The sequence below is a fragment of the Bradyrhizobium ottawaense genome (assembly GCF_002278135.3).
In the GTDB taxonomy this organism is placed as follows: Bacteria; Pseudomonadota; Alphaproteobacteria; order Rhizobiales; family Xanthobacteraceae; genus Bradyrhizobium; species Bradyrhizobium ottawaense.
Window position 1 is genome coordinate 6,415,564 of the sequence record NZ_CP029425.2, and the last position, 13,774, is coordinate 6,429,337.

Here is a 13,774-nt window from a genome sequence, read left to right on the forward strand (position 1 = left end):
CGGGCGGGGCTTTTTGCGCTGTCATTCCGGGGCGCGCCACTTGGCGCGAGCCCGGAATCCATACTCACGATGGTGGTTATGGATTCCGGGCTCGTGCTTCGCACGCCCCGGAATGACAGCGGTATTTGCCCCGCGAGCGCGACCTCAATCCTGGATCTTCGAGAAATCCGCCACCGCACGCGTGGCGCTGCGGATCTCGTTCAGCAGCTTGAGGCGGTTCTCGCGCACCTTCGCATCGTCGTCGTTGACGCGGACCTTGTCGAAGAACGCATCGACCGGCGGACGCAACTTGGCCATCGCGCTCATCGCGGCCGCGAAGTCTTCCCTGACGACGGCGGCGCTGGCTTCCGCCTGCACTTCGCCTATCGCCTTTGCCAGCGCCTTTTCCTCGGCCAGGCTGTAAAGCGCAACGTCGGGCGCGCCTTCGAAGCTGCGCTTGTCCTTCTTCTCCTCGATGCCAAGGATATTGCTGGCACGCTTGATGCCAGCCAGCAGGTTCTTACCGTCGTCGCTCTCGAGAAACTTTCCGAGCGCCTCGACGCGGCGGACGATCATCAGCAGGTCGTCCTGGCCGCCGAGCGCAAACACGGCATCGACGAGATCGTGCCGCGCGCCCTGCTCACGGAGCTGTACTTTCAGGCGATCAGCGAAGAAGGCGAGGAGGTCGCTCGGCAGCTTCTGCGCATCGGCCGGCTTCACCGACAAACCGGTGAGCGCAGATGTCGCCACCTTCATGAGCGACAGACGCAGCGCGTTCTCGGCGATCAACCTGATCACGCCCAGCGCCGCGCGACGCAGCGCATAGGGGTCCTTGCTGCCTGTCGGCTTCTCGTCGATGGCCCAGAACCCGACCAAGGTATCGATCTTGTCTGCAAGCGCGACCGCAACGCTGACCGGATCGGTCGGCACGCGATCAGTCGGTCCTTGCGGCTTATAGTGCTCCTCGCAGGCGGCGGCGACGGACGCGTCCTCGCCCTGGGCCAGCGCATAGTACTTGCCCATCAGGCCCTGCACTTCGGGGAATTCGCCGACGACCTCGGTGAGCAAATCCGCCTTCGCCAGATGCGCTGCGCGCGTCGCCTTCGCGACATCGGCTCCGACCAGTGCCGCAATCTCGGCTGCGAGCCGCTCGATGCGCTTGATCCGCGCTGCCTGCGTGCCGAGCTTCTCGTGGAACACGATCTGCTCGAACTTCGGCAGCCGATCTTCGAGTTTCGTCTTCAGGTCTGTCTCGTAGAAGAACTTCGCATCCGACAGGCGGGGACGGATCACGCGTTCGTTGCCTGATACGATGACCTTGCCGCCATCGGACGCCTCGATATTGGCGGTGAGGACGAACTTGTTGGTCAGCTTCCCGGTCTTGGGATCCTTGACCACAAAGCACTTCTGGTTGTTGCGGATGGTGGCGCGGATCACCTCGTCCGGAATCGCGAGATATTCCGCTTCGAACGATCCCATCATGACGACGGGCCATTCGACGAGGCCCGAGACCTCGTCCAGCAGCACCTGATCTTCGACCAGTTCGAAGCCTTGTGCGAAGGTCAGCTCCTTGGCGTCGGCGAAGATGATGTCCTTGCGCGCCTGCGGATCGAGGATGACCTTGGCGGCCTTCAACTTCGCTTCGTAATCTTCAAAACGGCGCACGGAAATCGCGTCCGGCGCCATGAAGCGATGACCGTAGGTGGTCTGGCCGGTCGCGATGCCGTCGACCTCGAACTTCACGACATCAGGCTCTTCGGTCTCGAGCCCGAAGGTCGCGGTGATCGCGTGCAGCGGACGCACCCAATTAAGCGAGCCCGGCTTGCCCGAGCGCGCGCCCCAGCGCATCGATTTCGGCCAGGGGAAGGTGCGGATGATGACCGGCAGGATTTCCGCGAGCACGTCGATCGCGTCGCGGCCAGGCTTCTCGATCAATCCGATGTAGAAATCACCCTTGGGGTCGCGCTGGATTTTTGCTTCATCCAGCGACTTCAATCCCGTCGCCTTCAGGAAGCCCTGCACAGCCGCGTCGGGCGCGCCGACTTTGGGCCCGCGGCGTTCGGTCTTGAGGTCAGGCTGGCGCGCCGGGATGCCGTGCACGGTCAGCGCGAGGCGGCGCGGCGTCGCGAACGCCTTCGCGCCCTCGTAAACCAGGCCTTCGGCGACGAGCTTGTCGGTGACCATGCGGCGCAGATCGTCGGCCGCCTTCGCCTGCATGCGCGCGGGGATTTCTTCGGAGAACAGTTCAAGCAAAAGATCGGGCATCAGGCCGCTCCGCCCGCTTCAGTATGGATCCAGGCCTCGCCGCAGGCCTTGGCCAGCTCACGCACGCGAAGAATGTAGCTCTGCCGCTCGGTCACGGAGATCACGCCGCGCGCGTCCAGGAGGTTGAAGACGTGACTGGCCTTGATGCACTGGTCATAGGCGGGCAGCGCCATCAGATGCGCCTCGCGCTTGCCGTCCTTCCAGCCGGCGTCGAGATATTTCCGGCAGGCTGACTCCGCCATCTTGAACTGCTCGAACAGCATCGCGGTGTCGGCGACTTCAAAATTGTGCTTCGAATATTCGCGCTCGGCCTGCAGGAAGACGTCGCCATAGGTGACTTTGGCATCGCCGTCGCGGCCGTTGAAGTTCAGGTCGTAGACGCGGTCGACGCCCTGCACATACATCGCGAGGCGCTCGAGCCCGTAGGTGAGCTCGCCCGCGACCGGCGCGCATTCGAAGCCGGCGACCTGCTGGAAGTAAGTGAACTGGCTGACTTCCATGCCGTCGCACCAGCACTCCCAGCCGAGGCCCCAGGCGCCCAGCGTCGGGCTCTCCCAATCGTCCTCGACGAAGCGGATGTCGTGCACGGCGGAATCGATGCCGATCGCGGCCAGCGACTTCAGGTACAGCTCCTGAAGGTTCGGCGGCGACGGCTTCATGATCACCTGGAACTGGTAATAGTGCTGCATCCGGTTCGGGTTCTCGCCATAGCGGCCGTCCTTGGGCCGGCGCGAGGGCTGCACATAGGCCGCGTTCCAGGGCTTCGGCCCGAGCGCGCGCAACGTGGTCGCCGGATGGAAGGTACCCGCGCCCATCTCCATGTCGTAGGGCTGCAGGATCACGCAGCCCTGCTCGGCCCAGAACCGCTGGAGCGCGAGGATGAAGCCCTGGAACGAGCGTTCCGGGCGCATATGGGCGGGCAATGAGGCGTCCATCGTCAGATCAGGCTCTCGCGGGGGGTTTTGAATCGCGCGGGACCGTATCGACGGCGGGAGTGGGAATCAAGGCAAAGGGGCGGATTCGGGCTTAACGGCCGCCGTAGAGTGACGGTGCCGTAGGGTGGGCAAAGCGAAGCGTGCCCCCCATCGTCGCCACGATTGCCGAAGGGAATGGTGGGCACGGCGCAAGAGCGCCTTTGCCCACCCTAGGGCACCTTACATGGGGCGCGCCTAACCCGGCCGATACGCTCCGGTCACGGGGTCACGTTTCAGGGTCTGGATGTTCCCCATATGGGCGGCCTCGGCGACGCGCGAGAGGCGCATCTCCTCCAGCTCCCGGTTGATCCTGACAGCAGTCTTGTAGGCCCAGCGGACCACGGCAAGCCCACCCAGGACGCCCGCGAAAGCGACGAACGGCGGCATCGGTCGATCCTCGTTGAGTGCTCAGCCCCCACGCACATTGTTGCGCAGTCGGGGCTGCGCCGCAATCGGCAGGCCAAGAGGCCAAATGGCGCGGGAGGGCTGCGCCTAGAACCCGAATTTCGCCCAGATCGCCCGCGTCTCAAGCGCCGAGATCAGATCGTCCGGCAGGCCGACCATTGATTCCATGGCCGAAAGCTGCCCCGCGCCGGGCGATTTCCGGCCCAGAAAGCCGGAGAGCAGCCCGGTCGGCTGCGCGATCACGGGGGTGAGAACCTTCTCGCCATAGCGGGCACGAAGAGTTGAGCGGAGATCGCCGATGCTGTCGGCGAGCCCCAGCGCGATCGAACTCTCGCCGGCCCAGTATTCGCCCGTGAACAGGGCGTCGTCCGCGCCCTTGAGGCGCGCGCCGCGGCTCTCCTTCACCAGGGAAATGAAAATCTGATGGATTTCGCGCTGGAGCGCCTTCAGCTTGGCGACGTCGTCGGGGTTCTCGGGGAGGAAAGGATCGAGCATCGCCTTGTGCGCGCCGGCCGTGTAAAGGCGCCGCTCGATGCCGAGCCGCTTGATCGCCTCCTGGAAACCGAAGCTGCCGCCGACCACGCCGATCGAGCCGAGGATCGAAGAGGGATCGCAGATGATCTCGTCGCCGGCGCAGGCGATCATGTAGCCGCCGGACGCCGCAACGTCCTCGACGAACACGAGCACCGGCAGCTTCTTCTCCGCCGCGAGCTGCTTGATGCGCAGGTAGATCTGGCGCGACTGCACCGGCGAGCCGCCGGGCGAGTTGATCACCAGCGCCACCGCCTTGGCGTGCCGATACGAGAACGCGCGCTCCAGCACCCGCGCGACGCCCGCCAGCGTCATGCCCGGGCGCAGCGGCGTCACCGCACCGATCACACCGGACAGCCGCACCACCGGTACGACCGCGGTACCGGGGCGGAAGCGCGCCGGCAGATATTGCATGAGCTTGTCGGCCAGGCCGGAACTCTCACGATCTTTCAATTGTTCGGCCATGCCGTTACCTCTGATTAACCATTTCTTATCACGCGACTGTCATTGGAAGTGCCTGGAACGTGTTTTGCAGATTTCCCGTTGGGAGGCTGCAATGAGGCAGCGGAGAACACCATGAAAATCTATCTGCTGATGCTGCTGATCGGTGCGCTGTTCATGGCGATCCGCTTGACGTCCCCGCAAGAGCAGCAGTCGGAATCGCTTCCGCAGTAAGCCGTCACGGTTCCATCAGCGGCAGGGCCGCTCTCCCCTCCAGAATCTCCGTCACCTCTTTTTTGGACACGCCTGACTCGTCGTTGAGCATGAGGCCCGGCAGCAATCGCGTCGGAGCCCGGCCGCCTTTGACCGCACGCACCAGCACGCGGATCGCGGGCCGCCCCGCCTCACCGTGAACCGGCAGGATCGAAAGGCTCCCGAAGCCGCGTGACAGCACCGCCAGGACATCGGCGATGCCATCTGCGCGCCAGATCAATGTCAGCACACCATTCGATCGGAGGATGCGCCGCGCTGCATGCACCCAGGCATGCAGGGTCTCCTCCGTCGCCACATGCGCGGTGTGACGCGCCTGATCCGGCGAGCCGCGATGCCGGGCCGGATCGTTGAAGGGCGGATTCATCAGCACCGCGTCGACGCTGTCGGGCGGCAGCCCGTTTGCCGCAAAGGCCGTGGCGTCGGCGGTGACATCGAGCAGGATGATCTCGGCGGCAAGCGCATTCGCGGCTGCATTGGCGCGCGCGAGCTCGGCCAGCTCCGGATTGATCTCGACCAGGCTCAGCCCGATACCAGCGACGCGCCGGGCCAGCGCCAGCCCGGCCGTGCCGATCCCGGCGCCGAAATCGACCACGCGGTCCCCGGGGCGGGCCTCCGTCGCCGCCGCAAGCAGAATGGCGTCGTGCCCGGCTCTGTGGCCACTCCGCTTCTGTCTCAGGCGCAATTGCCCGCCGAGAAAGGCGTCCTCGGTGATATCTGCGGCCTCACTCATCGCCGCGCAGTTCGTGGCTGAGGCCGGCCTCGGTGAGGAGCTCCCGCGCCTCCTGGGCGTCGTCCTCATGAACCAGGATCCGCCGCGGCAAAATGCCGAGCGAGCCCTCGATGATGCTCATGTTCTGGTCCAGCACCAGATGATGGATGTTGGCGCCGTCGAGCAGCGCGCCGATCGCCGACACCAGCACCATATCGTTGGTCCGAACCAGTTCACGCAAAACGCAGGTTTCCTTGCCTGAGAGGGGGCTAAAGCGGCAAATGTCAATGGTTCCGCGGGCCTTGCCGCATCCGCCGCCAGTTTCTATTGTCTTTCCGTCAGAATAGCCCCTCCGGGGCAAATATTGGAGACCGGCGTGGCCGTCATCGTACCTTTCGAAACTCCCGGCGCGTCGATCGAAGAGCTGGTTGCCCTTGTCGCCCCTGATATGGAGCGCGTCAACGCCACGATCCTGTCGCGGACCGGTTCGGACGTGACCATGATCCCGGAGGTCGCCAACCATCTGATCTCCTCCGGCGGCAAGCGGCTGCGGCCGATGCTGACGCTCGCCATGGCCAACCTCGCCGGCTACACCGGCGACGGCCACATCAAGCTCGCCGCCTCCGTCGAGTTCATGCATACCGCCACGCTCCTGCACGACGACGTCGTCGACGAGAGCGAGATGCGCCGCGGCAAGCTGTCGGCCCGCATGCTCTGGGGCAACGAGGCGAGCGTGCTGGTCGGCGACTTCCTGCTCGGCCAGGCCTTCCGCATGATGGTCGAGGTCGGCTCGCTCCGCGCGCTCGACATCCTCTCTGCGGCCGCCGCCACCATCGCCGAGGGCGAGGTGATGCAGCTGGCCGCCGCCAAGAACACCGCGACCACCGAGGACGAATATCTCGCCGTGATCCGCGGCAAGACCGCCGAGCTGTTCGCGGCGGCCTGCGAGGTCGGCCCCGTCATCGCCAACCGCCCCAAGGCCGAGCAGACCGCCTGCCGCTCGGTCGGCATGAATCTCGGCATCGCCTTCCAGCTCGTCGACGACGTGCTCGACTATGGCGGCAAGAGCGCAAAGCTCGGCAAGAACACCGGCGACGATTTCCGCGAGGGCAAGATCACCCTGCCCGTCGTGCTCGCCTTCCGCCGCGGCAACGACACCGAGCGCGCGTTCTGGATCCGGGCGCTCGAGCGCGGCGAGATCGGCGATAGCGACCTCGATCACGCCATCGGGCTCATGAACAAGCACCGCGCGCTCGAGGACACGCTCAGCCGCGCCCAGCACTACGGCGCCATGGCGGTGGACGCACTGGCGCTGTTCCCCTCCTCGCCGATGAAGAGCGCGCTGGAGCAGGTGGTGGCGTTCTGTCTGGCAAGGTCGCACTAGGCTTTTGCGTTTCGGCGCACCGCCAGCGAAACATCCGGTGTCGTCCCTGCGAACGCAGGGACCCATACCGCGTGATCCATCGATACAGTGTCGGTGCGAGTACCGATAACATCCGATCTTCGCCAAACCACTCCCTGTGGTTATGGGTCCCGGCGTTCGCCGGGACGACACCGGTGAGATAGGTCCGGACTATCTCCACATCGTCATTGCGAACGCAGCGACTTGTCCGCCGAAGCCTTGGCGAAGGCGGAGCAATCCAGAATCCCTCCGCGGAGACGGTCTGGATTGCTTCGCTTCGCTCGCAATGACGGAGTTCGGGGCAACAACACAGTCACTCTCGTGTCCCGGACGCGCTGCAACGCCCTTCGCGTTGCTGCTGCAGAGCCGGGACCCACGGGACATCCGCAGTCATCAGCAACATGGGCCCCGGCTCTGCAGCGCACCGCTGAAGAAGCGCTGCGCTGCGTCCGGGGCACGAGGTTGCCTAGTCACTTGCATTTTGCAAGTCACTCACCTACCTTCCCGCCATGCAACCCAAATCCCCCTCGATCCTGGAATGCCCGGTCGGCCGTGCCGTCGAGACGGTCGGCGAATGGTGGAGCATCCTGATCCTGCGGGATGCGTTTCAGGGTGCGACGAAGTTCGACGAATTTTCGCAAAGCCTCGGGATCGCTCCGAACATCCTGTCGCGGCGCCTCGCTCACCTCACCGCGAGTGGCATGTTCGTGCGGCGCCGCTATCATGAGCGGCCGCCGCGTTACGAATACGTTCTGACCGACAAGGCGCGGGATTTCTTTCCTGTGATCGCTACGCTGCTCGCCTTCGGCAACAAGCATCTCGCGCCCAAAGGTGAATCCATTCTGCTGGCGAACCGGAGCGACGCTCGCCCGTTCGATCCGGTCGTGGTCGACGCTACCGACATGCAGCCGATCACGCTCGCCAATACGGTCGTCGTCGCCGGTCCCCGCGCCAGCCGCGGCATGCGCAAGCGGATCGCTTCACTCAAGGCCATGAACCCGGCCGTCGCGCCGGCTGGAGAGTAATATGCGTCGTATCGTCGTGACGGGAATGGGCGCGGTGTCGCCGCTCGGCTGCGGTGTCGAAACCTCATGGCGCCGGCTGCTCGCCGGTCAAAGCGGACTGCGCCCGCTGCCCGAATGGGCGCAGGCGCTGCCGGCGCGCATTGCCGGACTCGTGCCCGACAAGGCCGACGATGCCGATGGCGGCTTCGATCCCGCGCAGGCCGCCGCACCAAAAGACCAGCGCAAGATGGATCGCTTCATCCTGTTCGCGCTGCTCGCGGCCGCCGAGGCGATCGCGCAGGCGAAATGGACGCCGCAGGATGCTGCCGCGCTGGAGCGCACCGCGACGATCATCGCCTCCGGCGTCGGCGGTTTCCCGGCGATGGCGGAGGCGGTGCGCATCACCGAGCAGCGCGGCGTGCGCCGGCTCTCGCCGTTCACGATCCCCTCGTTCCTGGCCAATCTCGCCGCCGGCCACGTCTCGATCAAATACGGCTACAAGGGCGCGCTCGGCACACCGGTCACCGCATGCGCCGCCGGCGTCCAGGCGATCGGCGATGCCGCGCGCATGATCCATGCGGGCGAAGTCGACATCGCGATCTGCGGCGGCGCGGAGGCCTGCATCGACATCGTCAGCCTCGGCGGCTTTGCGGCAGCGCGCGCGTTGTCGAGCTCCTTCAACGCGGAGCCGGCGCGGGCCTCGCGCCCGTTCGATCGGGACCGCGACGGCTTTGTCATGGGCGAAGGCGCCGGCATTCTCGTCATCGAGGAGCTGGAACATGCGCTCGCGCGCGGCGCCACGCCGATCGCAGAAGTGATCGGATACGGCACGACGGCGGACGCCTATCACATGACGTCCGGCCCGCCCGACGGCGACGGCGCCCGCCGCGCCATGGAGATCGCGCTTCGGCAGGCGAGCCTCGCGCCCGCCGATCTGCAGCACCTGAACGCGCATGCGACATCGACGCCCGCCGGCGACGAGAGCGAGCTTGGCGCCATCGCCGCGCTGTTCGGCCGCAACCGCGGCATCGCCGTCAGCGCGACCAAATCGGCCACCGGCCATCTGCTCGGCGCCGCCGGCGGCCTCGAGGCGATCTTCACCGTGCTCGCTTTGCGCGACCAGATCGCGCCGCCGACGCTCAATCTCGAAAACCCCGATGCGGGCGCTGACGGCATCGACATCGTCGCCGGCGCCGCGCGGCCGATGCCGATGCAACACGCAATCTCCAACGGCTTTGGCTTCGGCGGGGTCAATGCCAGCGTGATCTTCCGCCGCGCGGGCTAAACGAGAGCCTTGCAATCGCGGCACGCTGCGCTACGAAAACAGGATGATCGAAACGAATTTCTGGCTGTTCCTGGCCGCAGCCTGTCTCATTGCCGCCGTTCCCGGCCCCGGCATCTTCTACGTCGCGGCACGGACCTTGTCGGAGGGACGCGCCAGCGGCTTCGCATCGACCGCAGGCACGGCGCTGGGCGGACTGGTTCATGTCGTCGCGGGCAGCCTCGGCATCTCCGCCATCATCCTCGCCAGCGCCGAATTGTTCGCCGCCGTCAAATTCGTCGGCGCGCTCTACCTGGTCTGGCTCGGCATCAAGACCTTTCGCAGCGCCGGCCGCGCACTGTCGCTCGAGAGCGAGCCGGCCGGTGACAAGCGCGCATTCCGCGACGGCGTGCTGGTCGAGGCGCTGAACCCGAAGACCGCCGCGTTCTTCCTCGCCTTCATTCCGCAATTCCTCGATCCCGCGGGACCGAGCCCCACGCTGCAGTTCATTATGCTGGGTGCGATCTCGGTGGCGTTGAACACGCTTGCCGACGTCGTCGTGGTGCTGATGGCCTCCGCTACCCGCACGCAGCTGATCGGACGGCCGCACCTGATGCGGCGTCTCACCCAGGGCTCCGGCGTCTTCATTGCAGGCCTCGGCCTGTCGCTGGCACTGGTGCGGCGGCCGGCGAATGGATAGCGCCCCGATGCCCGCCCCGCAAAGCCGCTTCTACGAGTCTCATGGTCTACGGCTGCATTACGCCGATTGGGGCAATGAGGGCGCGCCGCCTCTCATCCTGGTCCATGGCGGCCGCGATCACTGCCGGAGCTGGGACGTCATCGCCCGGTCATTGCAGCCGCATTTTCATGTGGTGGCGCCCGACCTGCGCGGCCATGGCGATTCCGACTGGACCAGGGGCGGCAGCTACGCACTGACCGAATATGTCTACGATCTCGCCCAGCTCATCCGCACCATCGCAGCGTCTCAGGTGACCCTCGTCGGCCATTCGATGGGCGGCATGGTGAGCCTGATCTTTTCAGGGTCATTCCCTGAACAGGTCTCGAAGCTGGTCGTGCTCGACGGCGTGACGATGCTGCCGGACACGCCAAAGCCGCCGGCGCATGAGCGCATCGGCAAATGGGTGGTCCAGCTCGACAAGCTGCACGACCGCTCGCCGCGCCGCTATGCGACCCTGGCGGACACAGCGGCGCAGATGGTGCTTCACAACAGGCGCCTGTCCCGCGACCTCGCGCTGCATCTCGCCACGCACGGCGCACGGCAGAATGAGGACGGTACCTATAGCTGGAAGTTCGATCCCTATCAGCGCGCCTCGGCGCCGCACCGGCTCTGGCCGGACGACCACATCGCGCTGTGGTCGCGCATCACCTGCCCGACGCTGCTCTTGAACGCCGGCGAAAGTTTTCTCGCCGGTGCCAGAGCAGCAGGCCTGGAGCGTTATTTCCCGCAAGCGCGCGTCGAGACCATCGCCGGGGCGGGACACTGGCTGCAGCACGACAAGCCGCAGGAAGTGCTGGGCGAGATCCGAAAGTTTCTCGAGCTGACCGAGCAAAGCGCGGGTTAGCCGCACTGCCGTAGGGTGGGCAAAGCGAAGCGTGCCCACGCTTCCGTCTCCGTATCGGAAAGATGGTGGGCACGGCGCAAAAGCGCCTTTGCCCACCCTACGGCACCGTCCCCGGAGAGAGACTCAGCTCAACGTCCCCGCATGCACCCACCAGCCGGGGTGGTCGCGCCGGATCTTTTCGGCCGCGGCATGGGTATCGGCGGGCGAGCCGTAGATCGCAAAGCACGTCGCACCCGAGCCGGACATGCGGGCCAGCTTGACGCCGGCGGAGTCGCGCAAGGCCTCCAGCACGTCGCCGATCACAGGTTCGATACGCAGCGCAGGCGCTTCGAGATCGTTGGGAACGCTTTCGAGAACGTCGACCCAATCGGCGATCGACCCACCCTCCTCCGGCCAGGCCGGAGCTCGGAAGACCGAGGTAGCGCCGACCAGGAGCTCGCCGTTGCGCAGACCCAGCTGCTGGAAAACATCCTTGGTGGCCACAGGCACGCGCGGATTGACCATCACGCAGGGCATGCTCGGCAGTGCGAGCGGCAGCAGCTGCTCGCCGACGCCGGTCATGTCGCAGGCGCGCGAGAACAGGCACACCGGCACGTCGGCGCCGGTCGAGAGCGCGACCTTCTGCAGGCGAGGATCGTCGAGCGACAGATTGTTCAGACGCGCCAACAGCCGCAGCGCCGCTGCCGCATCGGCCGAGCCGCCACCGATGCCGGCGGCAACCGGCAGCACCTTGTCGAGCGCGAAGGCGCCGAGCTTCAGATTCGGCACCGCGTCGGCCAGAAGCTTGGCGGCCTTGAACACGAGATTGTCCGCGGTATCGCCGCAAGCCGCGGCAAGCGGTCCGGTGGTGGCGAGCTTCAGCTCGCCGCCCGGCTCCAGCGTAAGCCGGTCGGCGCAATCGGCAAACGCGACCACGCTTTCGAGATCATGATAGCCGTCGGCACGACGGCCGACGACGCGAAGGCTGAGATTGACCTTCGCCCGTCCTTCTTCAATCAACGCCGGCATTGGCGACACGCCCCCAACTTCAGTTCTTCGTCGTGCATGATCTCGTCGGAAAACCGCTACACACTTTTCGCTAGCGCGGCCCTTCGGGTCCGGATCATGCGCCAGACTAGCCGCCCTTGCCGTCGTCCTTCCTCTTTTCCGCCTGCGCGGCCGAAGAGTTCGAATTGTCGTCGGCGAGGCCATTGGCGATCTTGGCCTCGATCTTCGGCAGCTCTTCCGGCTCGGGCTTGAGATCGCGCGCGTGCGACCACTGGAATTTGGCTTCCAGCGTGCGGCCAACCCGCCAATAGGCGTCGCCGAGATGGTCGTTGATGGTGGGATCCTCGGGCTTGAGGTCGATCGCGCGCTCGAGGTTCTTCACCGCTTCTTCGTAGTTGCCGATGCGGTAATAGGCCCAGCCCAGGGAATCGACGATGTAGCCGTCGTCGGGACGCTGCTCGACGGCGCGCTTGATCATCTTCATGCCTTCGTCGAGGTTCACGCCCTGGTCGATCCAGGAATAGCCGAGATAGTTGAGGACGTGCGGCTGGTCGGGCTGGAGCTCGAGCGCCTTCTTCATGTCGGCCTCGGCCTTGGCCCACTGCTTGGAGCGCTCCTCGCAGATACCGCGATAATAGTACCAGACGCTGTTGGCCTTGTCGTTGCCGGGCGGCAGCACGTCGACGCCTTGCGAATAGGTCGCGCCGCAGTCGCCGAACCTCTTGCGGCCGCGCTCGATGTTGCCGAGCGCCATGATCGCTTCGAGGTCCTTGGCATCCTCCGATGTAACGCCCTTGAGGATCTTGATCGCCTCGTCGGTGCGGTCGGCGGAATCCAGATCGATGGCAAGCTGGATCTGCGCGTTGCGCTTGAGCGGCGAGGTCGACGGCACGCGCTCATAGACCTTGATCGCCATCTGCGGCCGCTTCACGGACTCGTAGAGATCGGCGAGCGAGAGCAGCGCCAGCGGATGGGTCGGCTGGAGGTAGAGCGAGAGCTGGAGATAGACCAGCGCCAGGTCCTCGCCGCCGCGGCGGGTCAGCGTGGCGCCGATGCCGTAGAGCGCCTCGGCGGCGCCGGCCTGGGCGGAATCGACCAGCGGCGGCATTTTCTTGCCGGCCTTGGTGTCGCGCAGGCCTTCCTGGATCAGCGGATGGCGCGCGAGCTTCTTGTCGAAGGCCTGATAGACGGTGGTCGCGGCGGCGGAATCCTTGTTGCGCGACAGCCAGCGCGCATAGGCCTCGGTCACGCGCAGCATGGAATCGTCGAGCTTGTAGGCGCGCTCGAAGCGGGTACCGGCGTCCTTCTCCTTGCCGGAGAGCTCGAGGATCATGCCGGCGTGAAGGTCCTTGAACAGCGGGTACCATTCGGGACCTGCCAGCTTGTCGATGGTGGCGACACCGCCCTTGGCGTCCCCGGCACCGTAGGCGGCCCAACCCGACAGCAGCGTGGCGACGAGATCGGTGATCGGACCGCGGATCGACTGGTTGATGTTGGTCTGCGCGGCTGCGTACTTCTTCACCTTGAGATCATGCACGCCGACGACGAGACGCGCGACGCGGTTGGTCTTGTCGATGGTGAGGACGCGCTCGGCGAGCTTGACCGCTTCGTCGATGTCGCCGTCGGCGACCGACGAGATGAAGGCGCGGTCGAGCAGCTCGTTGTTCTTGGGATCGGTGCGCAGGGCCGAGCGGTAGAACGCAGCGGCGGAGGCCGCGTCGCGCTCGACGCTGGCATGGCGGGCGGCGAGATAGCTACCGGCACCCGTGAGCGACTTCAGATCGTTTCGGGTCGGAAACTGCGCCGCCGTGTTCTCCGGGTGATCCGGCGTCTGCGCCAGGACGCTGCCGGGGACGGTCGCGATCGCTGTGCCCATGAGGGCGATGGCAGCAACAGTCCAGCGGTTGAAACGATTTGAAAACATCAGGGCTCGCCTTGAGTTGGTAGTGCCTGGGTTTGC

General features: G+C 65.7%; 13 protein-coding genes. 5 read left to right on the plus strand and 8 right to left on the minus strand.

What is annotated here, in order from left to right; all coding sequences use genetic code 11:
• Positions 1–144: 144 nt before the first annotated feature.
• From glyS to CIT37_RS30450, 6 genes are all read right to left on the minus strand, one after another.
• Positions 145–2,244 carry a glycine--tRNA ligase subunit beta gene (glyS, locus tag CIT37_RS30425; protein ID WP_028141654.1) on the minus strand — a complete coding sequence of 700 codons (2,100 nt, stop codon included), beginning with the start codon at positions 2,242–2,244 and terminating at the stop codon, positions 145–147.
• Entirely contained in the window at positions 2,244–3,179 is a 936-nt protein-coding gene (locus CIT37_RS30430; RefSeq protein WP_028141655.1) for a glycine--tRNA ligase subunit alpha, read from the minus strand. The genes glyS and CIT37_RS30430 overlap by 1 nt, the downstream gene beginning before the upstream one ends.
• A gap of 234 nt (positions 3,180–3,413) precedes the next feature.
• On the minus strand, positions 3,414–3,605 hold the full coding sequence (locus CIT37_RS30435) for a hypothetical protein (RefSeq protein WP_028141656.1): 192 nt from the start codon (positions 3,603–3,605) through the stop codon (positions 3,414–3,416).
• A 105-nt stretch (positions 3,606–3,710) separates the two neighbouring features.
• The gene (locus tag CIT37_RS30440; RefSeq protein ID WP_028141657.1) at positions 3,711–4,619 is read right to left on the minus strand and encodes a S49 family peptidase; all 909 of its coding nucleotides are present in this window, start codon (positions 4,617–4,619) and stop codon (positions 3,711–3,713) included.
• Positions 4,620–4,833: 214 nt separating this feature from the next.
• On the minus strand, positions 4,834–5,598 hold the full coding sequence (locus CIT37_RS30445; protein ID WP_095426935.1) for a tRNA1(Val) (adenine(37)-N6)-methyltransferase: 765 nt from the start codon (positions 5,596–5,598) through the stop codon (positions 4,834–4,836).
• Positions 5,591–5,818 (minus strand): putative signal transducing protein, encoded by a 228-nt coding sequence (locus tag CIT37_RS30450; protein ID WP_018323354.1) that lies wholly within the window; start codon positions 5,816–5,818, stop codon positions 5,591–5,593. The genes CIT37_RS30445 and CIT37_RS30450 overlap by 8 nt, the downstream gene beginning before the upstream one ends.
• Positions 5,819–5,953: 135 nt before the next feature.
• Between CIT37_RS30450 and CIT37_RS30455 the strand changes: the two genes are divergently transcribed.
• From CIT37_RS30455 to CIT37_RS30475, 5 genes are all read left to right on the plus strand, one after another.
• Complete coding sequence (locus tag CIT37_RS30455; RefSeq protein WP_026202916.1) at positions 5,954–6,961, plus strand: polyprenyl synthetase family protein; 1,008 nt, start codon at positions 5,954–5,956, stop codon at positions 6,959–6,961.
• A gap of 527 nt (positions 6,962–7,488) precedes the next feature.
• On the plus strand, positions 7,489–8,004 hold the full coding sequence (locus CIT37_RS30460) for a winged helix-turn-helix transcriptional regulator (RefSeq protein WP_028141659.1): 516 nt from the start codon (positions 7,489–7,491) through the stop codon (positions 8,002–8,004).
• A gap of 1 nt (position 8,005) precedes the next feature.
• Positions 8,006–9,268, plus strand: coding sequence for a beta-ketoacyl-ACP synthase II (fabF, locus tag CIT37_RS30465; RefSeq protein WP_095426934.1), 1,263 nt, complete (start codon positions 8,006–8,008; stop codon positions 9,266–9,268).
• Positions 9,269–9,311: 43 nt separating this feature from the next.
• Positions 9,312–9,944, plus strand: a complete 633-nt coding sequence (locus tag CIT37_RS30470; protein WP_028141661.1) for a LysE family translocator — start codon at positions 9,312–9,314, stop codon at positions 9,942–9,944.
• Positions 9,945–9,951: 7 nt separating this feature from the next.
• On the plus strand, positions 9,952–10,827 hold the full coding sequence (locus CIT37_RS30475) for an alpha/beta fold hydrolase (RefSeq protein ID WP_049801736.1): 876 nt from the start codon (positions 9,952–9,954) through the stop codon (positions 10,825–10,827).
• 123 nt (positions 10,828–10,950) lie between these two features.
• Here CIT37_RS30475 and CIT37_RS30480 read toward each other — a convergent pair whose 3' ends face one another.
• The gene (locus tag CIT37_RS30480) at positions 10,951–11,835 is read right to left on the minus strand and encodes a 4-(cytidine 5'-diphospho)-2-C-methyl-D-erythritol kinase (protein ID WP_028141663.1); all 885 of its coding nucleotides are present in this window, start codon (positions 11,833–11,835) and stop codon (positions 10,951–10,953) included.
• Positions 11,836–11,941: 106 nt separating this feature from the next.
• Positions 11,942–13,738, minus strand: coding sequence for a tetratricopeptide repeat protein (locus CIT37_RS30485; protein ID WP_028141664.1), 1,797 nt, complete (start codon positions 13,736–13,738; stop codon positions 11,942–11,944).
• Positions 13,739–13,774: the final 36 nt, after the last annotated feature.